Source organism: Rahnella sp. BIGb0236, assembly GCF_004364755.1.
GTDB lineage: Bacteria > Pseudomonadota > Gammaproteobacteria > Enterobacterales > Enterobacteriaceae > Rahnella > Rahnella victoriana.
The window spans coordinates 194,229-211,937 of the sequence record NZ_SOAO01000006.1 but is presented as its reverse complement, the minus strand read 5'-3'; the positions used below and the strand labels follow the sequence as shown (position 1 = coordinate 211,937).

The window sequence follows — 17,709 nt, the reverse complement described above, 5'->3', positions numbered from 1 at the left end:
CAGGCCATCTCCCTTTTTCATGTTGTCTGCGTGCGCTTACTGACGTAATTCCAGCCCGGCCACACGCTGCCAGTAGCCGTTACAGTCGGCTTTATCGGTGAGGGTCAGAGGCTGTAAACCGCGTTCGTTGTTGCGGAAGGCTTCCAGTGTGGCGAGCGTGTCCGGGGTTTCCGGCGACAGACGCACGATATCCACCAGCCCCTGCATCGACGTCAGTTCATTGCCGAGGTTATAGCAATAACCGCTCTGGGTCTGAATGCCGTTAAGCACAAACACCTGCTGATTTTCCTGTGACAGCATTTTCCGGCCCTGCGGATAATGGATGCAGCAGGTTTCGCATTCATCCTTCGCCCGGTTTTCAGAACGTGCGGTAAAACAGCGCGCCGAATAGGCCAGCGGCAGATGGCCGTATGACAATACTTCCACTTCAAACTTATCGCGGATGCCCAGATCCTGACACTGGTTCAGCAGATTCACCAGCCAGTCGCGGGAAAGCTCGACCGGCATACACCAGCGCACCATGCCTTGTTTATGCAGCAATTTCAGCGTGACCGCGTTATAGCAGTTCAGCGCATGGCCGACGACAAACGGCAGGTTACGTTCCGCCGCCATGTTCACCGCGCCGAAATCATTGGCTTCCAGCAAAAACTCGCCGTTTTCCACATAACGTTTCAGTTCGTTGAGTTCGGACGGTGCCTGCAACAATGCCAGCGTGGAAATGACCACCTGCTTGCCGGTCGTGGCCAGCTGGCGGGCGATCTCCAGCCAGTCATTCACCTTCATCTCACGGCGTTTGCTGCACACATTTTCGCCGAGATAAATCACATCCGCGCTGCTGGCGGCGGCGGCCTGATAAAAGTCTTCAACCTGCGCTTTCGGCCAGTAATACAGGATGGCACCCAAAGAATATTTCATCATCGTCTCTTTATTACTGCCACTTGCGGTGATAAGCACCGAGCGTCGTTTGTGTGCCCTCAGACATGGCACCCAGCGTCTTCATCCAGGCTTCATCGGTTTTGAAGTGCTGCGGATCGGCCATACAGCGGTCAATCGCCGCACGCCAGACGCGCGCCACCTGGCTGACATAGGCCGGGCTGCGCTGACGCCCTTCAATTTTCACCGAGGCAATATTGGCGGCAAACAACTCCGGTAATAATTCCAGCGTATTCAGGCTGGTCGGCTCTTCCAGCGCATGGTATTTCGCGCCATCCACCAGATAACGGCCTTTACACAGCGTCGGATAACCGGCGTTTTCGCCTTCGTCATAACGGTCGATCAGCACATCATTCAGGCGTGATTCCATGCCCTGTGCGGTTTGCTGCCAGCGCACGAACCGTGCCGGTGAACAGGCACCGACGGTATTCGGTGATTCGCCGGTCAGATAGGACGACAGATAACAGCGACCTTCGGCCATAATGCACAGGCTGCCGAAGGCGAACACTTCCAGCGGCACCACGGTGGTACGGGAAAGCTGACGCACCTGATGCATGGAAAGCACGCGCGGCAACACCACGCGGGCGACATCAAAGTTACGTTTATAGAAACGGATCGCCTCATCGTTAGTGGCAGACGCCTGCACCGACACATGGCGCTCAACGTGGGGATATTTATTCGCGGCATAATCAAGCATCGCCAGATCCGCCAGAATCAGGGCATCTGCGCCGAGCTGCGCGGCCATATCAATGGCGCGTTCCCAGCGCTGATAACCGTCGGGGTGCGCAAACGTATTAATGGCGATATGCAGTTTGCGGCGGTGACGGTGGACGTAACTGGCGGCTTCCTGCAGCTTTTTCTCCGTGAAATTCAGACCGGCGAAATGGCGGGCGTTGGTGTCATCTTTCAGACCGATATAAACCGCATCCGCGCCATTGTCGATCGCCGCTTTCAGCGCAGGTAAATTCCCTGCCGGGCAAAGTAGCTCCATTCTCGTTCCTTACTGCAACCGGCCAGCCAGAGCTGAAGGGTTGGGGGTGATGAAAAGCCAGTTGCCGACGTCATTCATTCATCAGTCAGGGCTTTGATTGGCGAACTATTTTAGAGAAGCTATGGATGCAATATTTTGATTTGAGGCAGTTTCTGCGGCGTTGAAAGGCATACCATTGTCGGGGAGGTTGTACGTGGCGTTTTTCTGTTGCAGTATTTATTGATGTAGACCGCTGAACAATACCGACGTTATGGCAAAATAGGCCGTATAACTGCCTTAAAACTTGCCGAAAAGTTACCGAAAGGAGTAGTGCCAGTGTTGCAAAAACTACGTGCACGTATGGTCCGTCAGGGGCCATCCCTGTTGAGTGTGCCCTTGAAATTCACGCCGTTTGCGTTGCAGCGACAGGTTTTGCAACAGGTGCTGAGCTGGCAGCTTCGTCAGGCGCTGGCGGATGGTGAACTGGATTTCCTCGAGGACCGCTGGTTAAAAATTGAAGTCAGCGATCTGAATCTGAGCTGGCTGATGTCAGTGGAAGAAGGCAAGCTGGTGATCGCCGAACAGGGCGACGCCGATGTCAGTTTCAGCGGCACGGCGAATGATCTGATCCTGATCGCCGCCCGTAAAGAAGACCCGGATACGCTGTTCTTCCAGCGCCGTCTGCACATTGAAGGCGACACTGAGCTGGGTCTGTATGTGAAAAACCTGATGGATTCTATCGATCTCGATACCATGCCGCTGTTGTTGAAAAACGGTCTGCTGCGTCTGGCCGATTTCGTCGAAGCGGGACTGCAAGAGGACCGCGAGCCGCAAGCTCCGGTAGCTGAGCCATGTTAATCCGTACTGAAATTCCGGTCGATGCCGCGGGCATAGACCGCCTGTTGCGTGCCTCATTCCCCACCGGCGCAGAAGCCGATCTGGTGCAGGAATTACGCGAAGATGGCCTGCTGACGCTGGGCGTGGTTGCCACGGATGATGAAGGCGGCGTGGTCGGTTATGTGGCGTTTTGTCCGGTGGACATTCAGGGCGAAGACCGCAACTGGGTGGCGCTGGCGCCGCTGGCGGTGGAACAATCCCTGCGCGGTCAGGGGCTGGGCGAAAAACTGGTGTATGAAGGGTTAGATTCCCTGAATGAATTCGGTTACGCCGCTGTCGTGGTGCTTGGCGACCCTGCGTATTACAACCGTTTCGGTTTCAAACCTGCTGCCGCTCACGGCCTGCGCTGCCGCTGGATCGGCACCGAAGCCGCTTTCCAGCTGTTTACCCTGTCGGACGATGCACTGACTGACGCCAGCGGTGAAGTGGTCTTTCCGTCAGCGTTCAATCGTTTCTGAATCTTTTCAGAGACAGCAAAGGCCGGATCCCCGGCCTTTTTCATTTTCCGTCTTCCGTCAATCCCAGATAGTTTTCCAGACATGCCGGTGCGTTGCGGACCAGCAATTCTTTCTGCGCCTTACTCAGCTTTTTAACTTTCAGCTCCAGTCTGGACGCCAGCGAACGGTCACCGGCCTGGCAATGGAACGCCAGCTGCAATTCCCCTTTTCCGCGCAATGCCTTCGCGCCTTTTCCGCACTGATGCTGGCCGAGACGCCGTGTTACGTCGGTGGTGATGCCGGTATAAAGCATACCGGTCGGGGTTCTCAGCATATATAAAAACCAGTGAGCGGTGGCGGACATAAGCGCGGGTACCGGAAAGAAAAGGTTATGTAAGTTTACCCGAAAGGCACAACAGAGTGAGGCAAAACATTGGCATACAGCGTTAAACTGTCAGAAATGACAATAAGGACCGGCGATGAATAACCCTGATGACCTGAAACATATCCTGACGTTTCTAAAAAAAAATCATGTGCTGGCGCTGTGTGCCGCCGCTGACGGTGAGATGTGGAGCGCCAATTGTTTTTACGTCACCGACGCAGACCGCATGATGTTGTATTTCATGACCGAGCTGAAAACCCTGCACGGCACGCTGATGTCCCGCTCACCACAGATTGTCGGCACCATTGCGCCGCACCCGAAAACCATCGCGCTGATCAAAGGCATTCAGTACCGCGGTGAAGCCACCGTGCTGGCGGGGGAAGAAGAACGTCATGCCCGCCATCTATACTGCAAACATTTTCCGGTCGCCTTCGCCATGAAAGCACCGGTCTGGGCGCTGAAACTCCGTCACATCAAAATGACCGATAACGCGCTGGGATTTGGCAAGAAACTGCTGTGGGATCGGGAAGGGGAATAGCCCCTCTGCGCGGAGAGGGGCGTCGGGACTACGCGGCCAGAATCCTCAGGGATTCGCGGTTAAACGCAGGCAGATCGTCCGGTGTGCGGCTGGTGACCAGCGTATCCTGATCGACCACCACTTCTTTATCGTAAAACTCGGCACCGGCATTTTTCACATCCACCACCACCGGTTTCACCGTGGTGAGTTTACGGCCGCGCACGACATCGGCGTTGATCAGCAACTGCGGGCCGTGGCAGATGGCAAATATAGGTTTGCCGCTTTCGGCGAACGCCCGGGTGAATGCGACAAAACGGTCGTCGCCGCGCAGGGTATCCGGCGAATGTCCGCCCGGCAGCAACAGGGCGTCAAAGTCTGACACTTTCACTTCATCGATCGATTTATCAATGGTGACGGACGCTTTGCCCTGTTTCCCTTTGACGACGTTACCCGCTTTGTTCTCGATAGTGACGATCTGATGCCCCGCCTTGCGGTAAGCCTCGGCGGGCGAGGTGAATTCTGCATCTTCAAATTCATCAGTGATGAGTACCGCTATTTTCTTGCTCATGGTTCCTCCTGCTGAGAATGTGTTTTTCATCATGCACTCTTAAGCCTAGGACTCCGCCGTGGTCAGATCAAACTGGATTCGTCCGAGTTCGGGCAGGTAACAGGAACTGTCTTATAGCGTGATATTCACATTCGGGTAACACTTCAATTCTCTGCGATTGTGTGCCGTTATTTAAAAGGAAGTGATATGGCAAAAGTTCTTCTGCTGGGCGGAAGTGGTCTGATTGGGCGCGAGCTTTTACGCCTGTTACAGCTTGATCCGCGGGTCAGCCGCATTGTGGCACCGAGCCGCCATCCGCTGCCGCCGGGCAATAAATTAATCAACCCGCTGGGCAATAATCTGACGTCGCTGGTGGTGGCGCTGGATGAACCTGTCGATTTGCTGTTCTGCTGTCTGGGTACCACGCGTAAACAGGCGGGCAGTGCGCAGGCCTTCCGGGCGGTGGATTACGATCTGGTGGTCGACTGCGCCAAGGCCGCGCGGGAGCTGGGTGCGCGCCATTGTCTGGCGGTCAGTGCGCACGGCGCGGATGCACGCTCGCGTTTTCTGTATAACCGTACCAAAGGCGAAATGGAACTGGCGCTGATGCAGCAGGGATGGCCGTTGCTGACGCTGGTCCGTCCCTCATTGCTGGTGGGCAAACGTCATCCGCCGCGCCTGCTCGAGCAACTCAGCGCGCCGTTATTTAAAATGCTGCCGGGTAAATGGAAAGCCATCGATTCAGACATTGTGGCGAAAGCCTTGCAGGAGCAGGCATTTAACGCCGGTCTGGGCGGCATTACCGTGCTGGAATCCGATCAGATTGCGGCCAGTATCGAAGATCTTTAATTCGCGGGATCCGCTCAGCCGGATCCGTGTGATAAGGTATCAGGCAAAAAACGCGAATTTTCTGCCTGTCGGTCCTCACAAATACTTTTCCGCAAACACGGCCAGATCCCTGAAGTCCGGCATCCTTTCTTTCAGCGTGTCATGATCCCAGTCCCACCACTGACTTTTCTCGATCCGGGCGATCATCGTGTCGTCAAAGCGCATGCCGATCTTTTTGGCGGCGACACCGGCGACGATGGCATACGGCTCGACGTCTTTGGTCACCACCGCTGAGGTGCCGATCACTGCGCCATTGCCGACGCTGACGCCGGGCATCAGCACCGCGTTATGGCCAATCCACACATCATTTCCCACCGTGACGTGATGCTCACGCCGCCAGTTGAAGAAATCCTGATCGTCCTCCCCCAGTCCGTAGGCTGAACTGCGATAAGTAAAATGGTGCTGCGCCACACGCTGATAAGTCGGATGATTGCCGGGATTGATCCGCACATACGTGGCGATCGATACAAATTTGCCGATCGTGGCATAGAAGATCTGATTGTTTCCGGCGGTGTAAGAGTAATCGCCGATCTGCGTCTCTTCGATGATCGCGTTATCGGCAATATGCACGTACTGTCCGAGTTGCGAGCGGTTCAGTTCCACCTGCTGACCGATTTTAGCCCGTGCATAATCCTGATCATCTGCCGGTGAAAACGGAGAAATAATGTCGCTCATAATATCCTTCATGATGAAGTAACGGGATAAATGTAGGCATTCACCGGCAGCGAAAGGATCGCCAGTAAATGCTGTAACGTTTCCTGCAATGCGCCGTCGTTGTTCAGCAGATGACAGCCGGCAGGCAGCGCACTGGCGTACTCTCTGGCGCGCTGAAGACGGCCGGCAACCTGCGCCGCGTCTTCGCGTCCGCGCCGGGTCAGACGTTCCGCCAGCACGATTTCAGACACCTGCAGACACACCGGCACGAGCCGCTGACCATAACGCTGACGGGCTTTTTCCAGATGCGCCCGCGAGCCGTTGATCACCACGTGACAGCCCAGTTGCATCCAGTGGTCGATTTCAATGCCGACGCCGTACCGGCACTGGTGCGCATGCCAGTCCAGCGCGAACAATCCCTGCCGGTGACGCTGAATAAATTCGGCTTCGCTCAGGGCAATATGATTTTCAGAACCGGCATCGGCAGGGCGGGTGATATAACGATGCGCCACCGCGACATGGGCCGGTAAATGCTGGCGCAGGGCGTCGAGCAGACTGTCCTTTCCCGATCCCGAAGCGCCCATCAGATAAAGTAAACGACTCATTTTATCTCCTTACTGAGTAAGAATACGGCCAGCTCCCACCCCTTGGGGTATTAATGGCACCTGAGTGATTTGCTAAACCCCCTCCCGGCCTCCCCCTTCGCAGGGGGAGGAGCAGAAACTCAGGCACGGTTGCTGAGCCAGAATCTGGCCAGCTCCCTCCCCTGCGAAGGGGAGGGTTGGGGTGGGGTATTAATGGCATCTGAGTGGTTTGCAACCCCCTCCCGGCGCAAAACTCTCCTCCCCTCAGAACACCTGAATGCCCTGACGCCAGACGTTTTGCACGTAGTGATGTTCGCCATGCGCCCGCGCCAGCACCAGATCCGCGCGTTTGCCTTCGGCAATTTCTCCGCGATCCTGCAACCCGAGCGCGTTAGCCGGATTGCGCGTCACCAGCTTCACCGCCTGCGGCAGGCTGAATGCGTTGTTGTCATCGGTGGCAATGCGGAACACCGCGTCGAGCAGGCTGGCGGGGTAATAATCGGAAGAGAGAATATCCAGCAGCCCCAGAGACGCCAGATGGTGCGCCGCGACGTTGCCGGAATGCGAGCCGCCGCGCACGATATTGGGTGCGCCCATCAGCACCTGCAAACCGTTGGCGTGAGAGGCGCGCGCGGCTTCTTCCGTTGTCGGGAATTCGGCGATCACGCTGCCGAGCGCCAGGGATTCTTCGACGTGCGCGGCGGTGGCATCGTCATGGCTGGCCAGCGAAATATGGCGCTCGCGGCAGCGGGCGGCAATCGCTTCACGGTTTGGCTGCGCCCAGCGGCGCGACAGGGCGATTTGCTCTTCCTGATAGTCGTCCATCTGTTCGTCGTTGAGGTTGTACTTGCCCTGATAATATTCGCGGTACTTCTGCGGCGTGGCGAACTGGCGCTGACCCGGCGAGTGATCCATCAGCGACACCAGGGATAAAACCGGCGTATCCATCAGCTTCTCAAACAGCGGCAACGTGGTCTCATGCGGCAGCTCGCAGCGCAGATGCAGACGGTGCTCGGCGCGGTTCAGCCCGGCGTTCTGGCTGTTCACAATCGCGTCGATCATCTTTTGCAGATTTTCCAGACGATGGCCGCCGTCGCGCACGTCACCGACCGCCACGGCGTCCAGCACCGTGGTGATGCCGCTGGCGACCATCAGCGCATCGTGGCTGCTCATGGCGGAATGTGCAGGCCAGTCCACTTTCGGGCGGGGGGTGAAAAATTTATCCAGATTGTCGGTGTGCAGCTCAATTAAACCCGGCAATAACCAGCCGCCCTGCGCATCCAGCGCCTGTGGCAACTGACTGCGGCTGTCAGCGAAGGCGCTGATCACGCCGTTTTGCATCTCCAGCGACCCTTCAACCACCTGATCGTCGAGCACCAGTTTTACGTTATTAATGATCATGCGGACATCTCCGGCGCGGTTTCAGGGCTCATTTCATACAAACGATCGGCAACGCGTTCGCGGACATCTTCATCATGAAAAATCCCGACCACCGCCGCACCGCGCGCTTTGGCCTGTTCAATCAGCGTCACCACCGCCGCGCGATTGGTGGCATCCAGCGAGGCGGTCGGCTCATCGAGCAACAGCACCGGGTAATCCACCACAAAGCCTCGTGCGATATTCACGCGCTGCTGTTCGCCGCCGGAGAACGTCGACGGGGCAAGATGCCACAGACGTTCCGGCACGTTCAGATGGCGCAGCAGGGCGCTGGCGCGGGCTTCGCTCTGCGCTTTATCCACGCCCAGTTCCAGCAGCGGCTGCATCACCAGATTCAGGGCGCTGATACGCGGGATCACCCGCAGAAACTGGCTGACCCAGCCGACCGTATGTCGGCGCACCGCCAGAATCTCACGCGCTTCGGCGCTGACCATATCGATCTGCTGTCCCTGATGTTCCACCCAGATCTTGCCGCTGTCCGGCAGATAATTGCCGTACAGAGAGCGCAATAACGTGGATTTCCCGCTGCCGGAATGGCCGTGCAACACCACGCATTCCCCGGCACTGACCGTCAGACTGGCGTTGCTGAACACCGGCAATCTGGCGCTGTTCTGGTTATGCAGGACAAAGGTTTTACTGAGATTTTCGACCCTGAGCTTCGTCGTCATTTTGATCACTCATTGTATAAAAGGGTTAGGAAAGGACAGAGGAGACTAAAAGCTGCGTATACGGATGATGGGGATCGTCGAGCACGCGGTCGGTTAATCCACTTTCCACCACCTGACCTTGTTTCATCACCAGCAAACGGTGCGCCAGCAGGCGGGCGACGCCCAGATCATGGGTGACAATCACCACCGCCAGCTGCATTTCCACCACCAGCGTGCGCAGTAAATCCAGCAGACGCGCCTGCACGGACACGTCCAGCCCGCCGGTCGGTTCATCCATAAACACCAGCCGCGGATGCGTCACCAGATTGCGGGCGATTTGCAGACGTTGCTGCATCCCGCCGGAAAACGTAGTCGGCAGGTCATCAATGCGGGAAACCGGAATTTCGACATCTTCCAGCCACTGACCGGCTTTTTTGCGGATATCGCCGTAATGACGTTCACCGACCGCCATCAGACGCTCACCGATATTGCCCCCGGCCGAAACCTGGCGGCGTAAACCGTCCATCGGATGCTGATGCACCACGCCCCAGTCGGTGCGCAGCAAACGGCGGCGGTCACTTTCGGCCATGTCATACAACGACTGCGCGGGTGTCTGACCGTTGTTGTAAATCACATTGCCAAGCTGCGGCGCGAGGCGGGCGGAAATAGACTGCAACAGCGTGGTTTTGCCCGAGCCGGATTCGCCGACAATGCCCAGCACTTCGCCGGGATACAGACTGAACGACACATCGCTGAAACCTTTGCCCGGCGCATAAAGATGGGTCAGGTTATTCACCGACAGCAGGGGTTCAGCGGCCAGATTTAACGGAGTGTTCATCAGCGGTTACCCTCGTTGGAAGCCTGTTGCTCAAGCTGCTGAGCGCAAAAATCGGTGTCGGAGCACACGAACATGCGGTTGCCCTGATCATCGAGCACCACTTCATCGAGATAGCTGTGGTGTGAACCGCAGAGCGCGCAGGGTTCATCCCATTGCTGGACGGTGAAAGGATGATCGTCGAAATCCAGACTTTCGACTTTGGTGAACGGCGGCAGGGCGTAAATACGTTTTTCACGTCCGGCACCGAACAGCTGTAACGCGGGCATCATGTTCATTTTCGGGTTATCAAATTTCGGGATCGGCGACGGATCCATCACGTAGCGGTCATTCACTTTCACCGGATAGGCGTAAGTGGTGGCGATATGCCCGAAGCGCGCGATGTCTTCATACAGTTTCACCTGCATCACGCCGTACTCTTCCAGCGCGTGCATTTTGCGGGTTTCCGTTTCACGCGGTTCAATAAAGCGCAGCGGCTCAGGGATCGGCACCTGAAAAATCAGGATCTGATCTTCCTGCAACGGCGTTTCCGGAATGCGGTGGCGGGTCTGGATCAGGCTGGCTTCCACGGTTTTGCCGGTGGTTTTCACGCCGGCGACGCTCTGGAAGAATTTGCGGATCGACACGGCGTTGGTGGTGTCATCCGCACCCTGATCAATCACTTTCAGCACGTCGTTTTCGCCAATCACGCTGGCGGTCAGCTGGATCCCGCCGGTGCCCCAGCCGTAAGGCATCGGCATCTCGCGACCGGCGAACGGCACCTGATAACCGGGGATCGCCACCGCTTTGAGGATCGCGCGGCGGATCATGCGTTTGGTCTGCTCGTCGAGATAACCGTGGTTGTAACCGGTGATCGTGTGGGCGGCATTATTGTTCATGGGCGGGATCCTGTTGTTTCGCGGCGCGCAGGCGTTTTAATAACTCCAATTCGGCCTGAAAATCGACGTAATGCGGCAGCTTGAGGTGCGAGACAAAACCGGCGGCTTCGACGTTATCGGCGTGGGACAAGACGAATTCCTCGTCCTGTGCCGGGCTGCTGATTTGTTCGTGGTATTCGCGGGTTTGCAGGGCGCGATCAACCAGTGACATCGACATCGCCTTGCGCTCGGCGCGGCCAAACACCAGCCCGTAGCCCCGTGTGAAATGCGGTGGCTTGTCTTCCGGCGCGACAAAACCGTTCACCATTTCGCATTCGGTCAGCAGGATCTCGCCGATATCAATCGCAAAACCCAGTTCTTCCGGCACGATTTCCACGGTCAGCCAGCCGGTACGGATTTCACCGGCAAACGGATGGGTACGGCCATATCCGCGCTGGGTGGAATAACTCAGTGACAGCAGAAAACCTTCGTCGCCGCGTACCAGTTGTTGCAGACGCGCCGCGCGTGACGCCGGATACACCGGGGGCGTGCGGGTGATATCTTCCGGCTCACTGCCGTCGTCTTCCTCCTGCACCGCCAGTTGTTGTTGCGTCAGCAAATCAAACACATGGCCGCACTCTTCGGGCTGTGGTTCATCGGCCACCGGTGTGAAAGGCGCTTCGCCTTCCGCCAGCAGGGCAAAATCCAGCAGGCGGTGGGTGTAATCGTAGGTCGGGCCGAGTACCTGACCGCCGGGCAAATCTTTATAAATGGCGGAAATACGGCGTTCCAGGCGCATCGACCGGGTGTTCAGCGGTTCGCTGGTCGCCAGACGCGGCAAGGTGGTGCGGTAAGCGCGCAGCAGGAAAATGGCTTCCACCAGATCACCGCCGGATTGCTTAATCGCCAGCGCCGCCAGTTCGCGGTCGTAAATTCCGCCTTCACTCATGACGCGATCTACCGCCAGACCCAGTTGCTGTTCGATCTGGTCACAGCCCAGTTCACTGACCCCGGTGTCGCCACGGCGCTCGTGCGCCAGCAACTGATGAGCGGCGGCAATCGCCTTCTCACCTCCTTTCACGGCGACGTACATCAGCACACCTCCACGCGCGTGGTGCGCGGCACGGCAATCAGGTCTTCGCCGCAGGTGAACATAAAGTCCAGACCCAGCGGGAAACGGTGAGGGCGGTTGAGCAGATAATCGCGGACACAATCAGGCAACTGCGGGGAAATCATGCGGCTGCTTTCAATGCCCGGCCCGCGCAGACGCAGCGGTGTGCCGCCGGTCAGGCTTTCCAGCTGAACAATCACGCTGGTCGCCAGTTCCGGCGACATCTCATCGCCACACGGGAAAGCCAGCAGGGTGGCGCTGTCGAGCGCCGGATCGGCCAGCGCAAAACTGACAGAGGACGGATCATCGGTGAGCAGCGCGCCGGTATGAAAGCGCAGGTTCTTACGCAGAATTTCATCGTTAAGCGATGCGCTCAGCCACAGCGGCGTGTCCTGATCGATAAGTGTCAGCAGCACGCAGGCGCTGGCGGAACCTAAGGCACCAAAACCGGGCATGGCAGGCAACGGCACGCTGACACCCGGCTCACTTAACGCCTTGAGAATACGACGGAAACTGTACTGTGCATCGGCAACCGGATGTTGAAAACTGGCAACTAGTGACATGCGTTATTCTCCGCGAACCAGGGTAAAGAAATCGACGCGGCTGGAAGCCACTTCACGGGCGCGTTGCTGGCGGCGTTCCTGTTGCAGCGCGGCCAGCGGGGCAATCACGCGTTTGTGCAGCAATTCGTCCATTCCCTGCATTTGCAGCAGCGCATCAATCACTGCACACAGTTCGGCGTGCGGTTTATGACGCCCGCTGATGTAGCTGTAGCCGTAGACGCCGCCGTCTAACTGAATGACGGCGCGGGTGACGGTCATATCGCCCATCACAAAACGTTTGCCGGTAGCGCCCATGCGGCCCTGAAGCTGGGTCAGTCCGGTTTCAGGGGCACGAATACGTTCGAATTGCGGTGATAAATTCAGCGGCTGCCAGTGCGCAAGCAGTTCATCGGGGCGGCTGTGAGCCAGCACCGACATCCAGCGCTGGCGGGTTTGCAGGTGATCCATTCAGTGCTCCATGGTCAGTTCGATCATGTCGGCGCGCGTCAGGCTGACGGAATATTCCGCCACCGCATCGCTGCCTTCACAGATGTTCAGGGTGCGGACACACAGCAGCGGTGCCTGCGGGACGATTTCGAGTAATTTGCTTTCTTTCGCCAGCGCGCGGCGGGCATTGATACGGGTGGTACGGCGGCTGAGCTTTTGCTTAATTTCCTCACGGATAAAATCGTGCAAGGAGCCGCTGTGGAAATTTTGCAGCGCAGGCCACCAGTCGAGATCCGGCAGGTAGTGATCAATCACGCAGACCGGCACGCCGTTGACGCGGCGCAGCGTGCGCATGTGGATCACCGTATCGCCCTCCTGACGTGACAGCGCCGCGGCAACGTGATCGGTGGCCGGACGCAGTACCGCCAGCAGACGTTCGCTGGTCGGGTGACTGCCCTGATCCAGCAGGTTCTGGCTGAAACGTGCCTGCGAATGCAGCGGATAATCATAAGGCCGCATCAGCACCAGCGTGCCAATGCCCTGACGGCGTTGCAGCCAGCCGCGATCGACCAGCTCATCCACCGCACGGCGCAGCGTATGGCGGTTCACCTGAAAACGTTCGGCAAGCTGTTGTTCCGGCGGCAGATAATCGCCGCAGCGGTAACCGTTACGCAGTTCCTGTTCCAGTTCAGCAGCGATTTGCTGATATACCGTTGTATGACTGGTCGGATGTCTAGATAAGTTCATTACAATGAATACCTCGCACGGGAAAAACGGGCAATGGCAGGGGAAAGTTGAAAACGTTCTGAAAGGGTCATGATGCAAACCTCAGTGTGGCGTTGGCATCATCTTGGCCGTGCTAAGTGACAATTGGGTGAAGGTCTGGTTGCAGGAAAATGAAGAGTTGGAAGGGAGTCAACGGTGTGGGCATTTTCAGGGTGAAAATCATAAATGCCCGATACAATTTACAGCGTGTTTAACGCGCAGATAATTCGTTTTTTTCTGAGAGTGATGACAAAATATTTTTGAATATAATTTCTGCTGGAATAAATTCGAGAGGTTTGGGAAAGGTTCTGTCAAACGCTAATTCGTTATAATCGGAAGCATAAATGACGTTATGCAGATGTGGATCTTGTTGAGGTTCACAACCGTTTTCTTTACGCGTAACAAATAAACTAACGGTTTTTATTTCCAGCGAAGTTGCGATATGCAAAGTCCCTGTGTCTGGCGTGATAAGGATATCAATCGCATTCAAGGTATGCGCTAAGCCTTGCAGTGTAGTTTTCCCAATGTGATTAACCACCTTGTGACTTGTCTCCTCCGTAAGGCCTTTGACAAAGGTATCACCCAATGGCTTTTCAGAAGGTGCTCCAAATAAATGAAACTCACACAATGGGGAATGGAGTGAGAGCATCTCTGTCAGTTGTTGCAGTGTTGTTTCTGGCAGATAACGATTAGGTTTTGATGCACCAAGCTGATAGCCGATGATCAATGGAGATGTACTGTCTTTCATGATTTTTGGCACTTCGGCAGGAAAAAACATTTTTTTCCCCTGGGTGTCACAACCCAACTTACTGATCAGTGCAAGATGATTGAGTACCGGTGGCGTACATGGATCTAAAACAAAATGATCGCATACATTGAAAAGTTTTTTTATATCATTATTAAAGTAGTGTTTGATAATGAAATTAGATCTGGAAAAAACAGAAAGTATTAAATCATAAGGTGTGCGGGAATGAAATATTACGGAAATCTCTGGTTTGAATTTTCTGATTTCAGGTAACGCTTTAAGGACATCTGTAAGCGTGCTATCCATATAAACGACCTTATTTATAAAGTTGTTCTCCCCAATAATGCCTTTATTTTTATGGCTGATAACAGCAAGTATCTCAGCGTGGGGGTATTTTTCCTTTAAAGCGCGGATAGCAGGCGTGCAAAATAAAAAATCACCCAATAATTTGTTTGAGATGATCATTATTCTTTTAAAGTTTTGATGTTCAAAAGAGAGGTTGTTGCTGTTTTTTTTAGTGAAGTGACGGTATTTTCTTAGCACGAAAGAAATAAACTTCATCCGAAGATCTGAATAAGACATTTTCAACCTCTTTTATATTATGGGGTTATCTTATCCCAGCGTAAAAGGATATTCAAATGTCAGATGTCAATATCTGGATTAAAAATTTGCAGTGATGCGATGTATCACTGCTATCTCATCCTCAGATCTCTATCTTAAATAATGAATCACCTGATTGCCGCTGCCGCGCCAGATAAGCGACGGGTCTTTCAGTTCCTGCACGAATTTCCCGTCGACCAGCACATTAATCAGCGCCACCACGTCCTGCTGTTCCGCCGTCAGTTCGCCGAGTGTATAACCGGTCCACATCCACACATCTTTGCCCGGACATTCCGCCTGTACGCGTAACAACAGCTGGCGCACCGCCGACAGATTTTGCGGATGCAGGGGATCGCCGCCGGACAGCGTCAGACCCTGACGCGGGATCACGGTATTTTGCAGATCGGCGATAATGCGGTCTTCGTCTGCCTGCGTAAATGGCTTGCCGGAGTCCGGCCGCCAGGTGCTTTTGTTGTAGCACCCGCGGCATTCGTGGACGCAGCCGGAAACGAACAGTACGCAGCGTGTTCCCGGCCCGTTCACGACATCAATCGGGTAATACTGATGGAAGTTCAAAGCATTAACCCAGCTGGCCGTTACCCAGATGCTTAATCCGGCGTTTCACTTCTTCCTGCTTACCGGCATTAAACGGACGGGCATCCGGGCTGCCGAGATAACCACACACGCGGCGGGTGACCGACACGCGGGAAGGTTCGTGATTGCCGCATTTCGGGCAGGTGAAACCTTTGCTGGTACACTCGAATTCGCCGGTATAACCGCAGTCGTAGCACTCATCGATCGGCGTGTTGGTACCGTAATAAGGCACACGGCTGTAGCTGTAATCCCACACATCTTCCAGCGCTTTCAGGTTGTGTTGCAGGTTCGGGTATTCACCGTAACAGATGAAACCGCCATTGCTCAGCGGCGGATATGGCGCTTCGAAATCGAGTTTTTCATACGGATTGACCTTCTTCTCGACGTCCAGATGGAAGCTGTTGGTGTAATACCCTTTGTCGGTGACACCGGCCACCAGGCCGAATTCGGCTTTGTCCAGACGGCAGAAACGGTCGCACAGGTTTTCGCTGGGTGTGCTGTACAGACTGAAGCCGTAGCCGGTTTCGTCTTTCCAGCTGTCGGTGGCGGCTTTCAGACGAGCCACAATCGCCTCGGCTTTTTCGCGCAACTGGCTGGCGTCGAACACGTGGGTCTGGTCGCCGAACAGCGCGTTAATGGTTTCATGCACGCCAATGTAACCCAGTGAAATCGAGGCGCGGCCATTTTTGAAGATGCCGGAAATATCGTCGTCGGCTTTCAGACGAACGCCGCAGGCACCTTCCATGTACAGGATCGGTGCGACGCGGGCCTTGATGCCTTCGAGGCGCGCAATGCGGGTCATCAGGGCTTTCTTCGCCAGCAATAAACGTTCGTCGAGCAGTGCCCAGAACGCCGCTTCATCGCGTTTCGCTTCCAGCGCGATGCGCGGCAGGTTCAGGCTGATCACGCCGATATTGTTGCGGCCTTCGTGGATCATCTCGCCGTTTTCTTCGTAAACGCCCAGGAAACTGCGGCAGCCCATCGGCGTTTTGAAGGAACCGGTGACTTTCACCACCTGATCGTAATTGAGAATGTCCGGGTACATGCGTTTGCTGGCGCATTCCAGTGCCAGTTGCTTGATGTCGTAATTGGCGTCACCGGCTTTATGATTCAGGCCGTCGCGGATGGCGAACACCAGTTTCGGGAACACCGCGGTTTTGCGGTTTTTGCCCAGTCCGGCAATGCGGTTACGCAGGATTGACTGCTGGATCAGACGGGATTCCCATGACGTGCCCAGACCGAAACCAAAGGTGACAAACGGCGTCTGGCCGTTGGCGGTGTGCAGCGTATTAACCTCATATTCCAGCGACTGGAAGGCGTCATAACACTCTTTTTCGGTACGGCTGTGAGCAAAGCCATCCGCATCTGCAATCTGCCACTCTTCGGCAGTCTGGCGATGTTTATTGAAGCTGGCGGTGACGAACGGCGCCAGTACTTCGTCGATGCGGTTAATGGTCGTGCCGCCGTAAATATGGCTGGCGACCTGCGCGATAATCTGCGCGGTGACGGCCGTTGCGGTGGAAATAGACTTTGGCGTGTCAATTTCCGCATTACCCATTTTGAAACCGTGATTCAACATGCCTTTAAGGTCGATCAGCATGCAGTTAAACATCGGGAAGAACGGGGAGTAATCAAGGTCATGATAATGGATTTCGCCACGCTCATGCGCCAGCACGACATCACGCGGTAAAATATGCTGTTTGGCGTAATGCTTGGCGACAATACCCGCCAGAAGGTCACGCTGGGTCGGGATCACTTTGCTGTCTTTGTTGGCATTCTCGTTGAGCAGCGCCATATTGCTTTGTTCAACCAGACCGCGGATTTCCTGATTCAGACGGCCACGCATTTCACGTTTCACATCGCGGTCATGGCGGTATTCGATATATGCGCGTGCCAGCTTTTTATGCGGACCTGCCATCAGCTGATTTTCGACCGCATCCTGAATATCGTGGATATCTACACGAGCCTGGTCTTGCAGACTTTCCGCCACCACGCGGGCAACCTGAGCGCAATAATCCACGCTGTCGATACCGGCAGCCGCCGCCGCGCGTTGCACGGCTTGTTTAATCAGAACTTCATCGAAAGGGACCTGACAACCATCCCGCTTGATCACGATGGGCTGCATTGTTGTGGATTTTGCGGGTACGGTTTCCAGTCTGTCTGCCTTCACAATGACACTCCTATTGGGCGGATCCCGCGCCCCACAAGGCTTACAGGCCGGTTGTGTGGCTTTTGCGGAAAATCGCTATATATTGGGTTGGGTGTGTACTATACACACTACATGTAGCATTCACGCGAGTGATAATTCTCTTTTTATTGA

At 55.5% G+C, this 17,709-nt stretch carries 21 protein-coding genes; 4 read left to right on the top strand and 17 right to left on the bottom strand.

Translation table 11 applies throughout. From position 1 onward, the window contains the following. Positions 1-36: 36 nt before the first annotated feature. Both EDF78_RS14485 and EDF78_RS14480 read right to left on the bottom strand, forming a co-directional pair. Positions 37-915 carry a U32 family peptidase gene (locus EDF78_RS14485; protein WP_119823394.1) on the bottom strand — a complete coding sequence of 293 codons (879 nt, stop codon included), beginning with the start codon at positions 913-915 and terminating at the stop codon, positions 37-39. Between the two features lie 13 nt (positions 916-928). Further along, entirely contained in the window at positions 929-1,924 is a 996-nt protein-coding gene (locus EDF78_RS14480) for a peptidase U32 family protein (protein ID WP_119823392.1), read from the bottom strand. A gap of 315 nt (positions 1,925-2,239) precedes the next feature. Between EDF78_RS14480 and EDF78_RS14475 the strand changes: the two genes are divergently transcribed. Together EDF78_RS14475 and EDF78_RS14470 are read left to right on the top strand one after the other, a co-directional pair. Continuing rightward, positions 2,240-2,761 carry an SCP2 domain-containing protein gene (locus EDF78_RS14475; RefSeq protein ID WP_095923646.1) on the top strand — a complete coding sequence of 174 codons (522 nt, stop codon included), beginning with the start codon at positions 2,240-2,242 and terminating at the stop codon, positions 2,759-2,761. Further along, the gene (locus EDF78_RS14470; protein WP_119823390.1) at positions 2,755-3,258 is read left to right on the top strand and encodes an N-acetyltransferase; all 504 of its coding nucleotides are present in this window, start codon (positions 2,755-2,757) and stop codon (positions 3,256-3,258) included. Before EDF78_RS14475 ends, EDF78_RS14470 begins: the two co-directional genes overlap by 7 nt. A 40-nt stretch (positions 3,259-3,298) precedes the next feature. Here the strand turns inward: EDF78_RS14470 and EDF78_RS14465 are convergent, their stop codons facing one another. Then, the gene (locus EDF78_RS14465; RefSeq protein ID WP_095923644.1) at positions 3,299-3,601 is read right to left on the bottom strand and encodes a GIY-YIG nuclease family protein; all 303 of its coding nucleotides are present in this window, start codon (positions 3,599-3,601) and stop codon (positions 3,299-3,301) included. 115 nt (positions 3,602-3,716) lie between these two features. On the opposite strand from EDF78_RS14465, the gene EDF78_RS14460 reads away from it, so the two are divergent. Further along, on the top strand, positions 3,717-4,157 hold the full coding sequence (locus tag EDF78_RS14460) for a YhbP family protein (protein WP_119823388.1): 441 nt from the start codon (positions 3,717-3,719) through the stop codon (positions 4,155-4,157). Positions 4,158-4,185: 28 nt separating this feature from the next. On the opposite strand, the gene EDF78_RS14455 is transcribed toward EDF78_RS14460, so the two are convergent. Further along, complete coding sequence (locus tag EDF78_RS14455; RefSeq protein ID WP_095923642.1) at positions 4,186-4,704, bottom strand: type 1 glutamine amidotransferase domain-containing protein; 519 nt, start codon at positions 4,702-4,704, stop codon at positions 4,186-4,188. A 186-nt stretch (positions 4,705-4,890) separates the two neighbouring features. On the opposite strand from EDF78_RS14455, the gene EDF78_RS14450 reads away from it, so the two are divergent. After that, on the top strand, positions 4,891-5,532 hold the full coding sequence (locus EDF78_RS14450) for a hypothetical protein (RefSeq protein ID WP_095923641.1): 642 nt from the start codon (positions 4,891-4,893) through the stop codon (positions 5,530-5,532). 75 nt (positions 5,533-5,607) lie between these two features. Here EDF78_RS14450 and EDF78_RS14445 read toward each other — a convergent pair whose 3' ends face one another. The 13 genes from EDF78_RS14445 to nrdD form a co-directional block, all read right to left on the bottom strand. Further along, positions 5,608-6,246 (bottom strand): acetyltransferase, encoded by a 639-nt coding sequence (locus EDF78_RS14445; protein WP_095923640.1) that lies wholly within the window; start codon positions 6,244-6,246, stop codon positions 5,608-5,610. A gap of 8 nt (positions 6,247-6,254) precedes the next feature. Next, complete coding sequence (gene phnN, locus EDF78_RS14440) at positions 6,255-6,830, bottom strand: ribose 1,5-bisphosphokinase (RefSeq protein WP_095923639.1); 576 nt, start codon at positions 6,828-6,830, stop codon at positions 6,255-6,257. 243 nt (positions 6,831-7,073) lie between these two features. Continuing rightward, entirely contained in the window at positions 7,074-8,210 is a 1,137-nt protein-coding gene (gene phnM / locus EDF78_RS14435) for an alpha-D-ribose 1-methylphosphonate 5-triphosphate diphosphatase (protein ID WP_133823347.1), read from the bottom strand. Beyond that, complete coding sequence (phnL, locus tag EDF78_RS14430) at positions 8,207-8,914, bottom strand: phosphonate C-P lyase system protein PhnL (protein WP_131694256.1); 708 nt, start codon at positions 8,912-8,914, stop codon at positions 8,207-8,209. Before phnL ends, phnM begins: the two co-directional genes overlap by 4 nt. Positions 8,915-8,939: 25 nt before the next feature. After that, complete coding sequence (gene phnK, locus EDF78_RS14425; protein ID WP_133823346.1) at positions 8,940-9,731, bottom strand: phosphonate C-P lyase system protein PhnK; 792 nt, start codon at positions 9,729-9,731, stop codon at positions 8,940-8,942. Further along, positions 9,731-10,606 (bottom strand): alpha-D-ribose 1-methylphosphonate 5-phosphate C-P-lyase PhnJ, encoded by an 876-nt coding sequence (locus tag EDF78_RS14420; RefSeq protein WP_095923635.1) that lies wholly within the window; start codon positions 10,604-10,606, stop codon positions 9,731-9,733. Before EDF78_RS14420 ends, phnK begins: the two co-directional genes overlap by 1 nt. Continuing rightward, positions 10,596-11,678: a carbon-phosphorus lyase complex subunit PhnI gene (locus EDF78_RS14415; RefSeq protein WP_133823345.1), complete on the bottom strand. Its 1,083-nt coding sequence runs from the start codon at positions 11,676-11,678 to the stop codon at positions 10,596-10,598. The genes EDF78_RS14420 and EDF78_RS14415 overlap by 11 nt, the downstream gene beginning before the upstream one ends. Next, positions 11,678-12,259, bottom strand: a complete 582-nt coding sequence (gene phnH / locus EDF78_RS14410; protein WP_095923633.1) for a phosphonate C-P lyase system protein PhnH — start codon at positions 12,257-12,259, stop codon at positions 11,678-11,680. The genes EDF78_RS14415 and phnH overlap by 1 nt, the downstream gene beginning before the upstream one ends. Positions 12,260-12,262: 3 nt before the next feature. Further along, the gene (gene phnG, locus EDF78_RS14405) at positions 12,263-12,706 is read right to left on the bottom strand and encodes a phosphonate C-P lyase system protein PhnG (protein ID WP_133823344.1); all 444 of its coding nucleotides are present in this window, start codon (positions 12,704-12,706) and stop codon (positions 12,263-12,265) included. Beyond that, complete coding sequence (gene phnF / locus EDF78_RS14400) at positions 12,707-13,432, bottom strand: phosphonate metabolism transcriptional regulator PhnF (RefSeq protein WP_133823343.1); 726 nt, start codon at positions 13,430-13,432, stop codon at positions 12,707-12,709. Between the two features lie 229 nt (positions 13,433-13,661). Next, positions 13,662-14,777: a glycosyltransferase family 9 protein gene (locus EDF78_RS14395; protein WP_133823342.1), complete on the bottom strand. Its 1,116-nt coding sequence runs from the start codon at positions 14,775-14,777 to the stop codon at positions 13,662-13,664. Positions 14,778-14,906: 129 nt separating this feature from the next. Continuing rightward, positions 14,907-15,371 carry an anaerobic ribonucleoside-triphosphate reductase-activating protein gene (gene nrdG / locus EDF78_RS14390; protein WP_133823341.1) on the bottom strand — a complete coding sequence of 155 codons (465 nt, stop codon included), beginning with the start codon at positions 15,369-15,371 and terminating at the stop codon, positions 14,907-14,909. A gap of 4 nt (positions 15,372-15,375) precedes the next feature. Then, complete coding sequence (gene nrdD / locus EDF78_RS14385; protein ID WP_133823380.1) at positions 15,376-17,514, bottom strand: anaerobic ribonucleoside-triphosphate reductase; 2,139 nt, start codon at positions 17,512-17,514, stop codon at positions 15,376-15,378. Between the last annotated feature and the right edge of the window lie 195 nt (positions 17,515-17,709).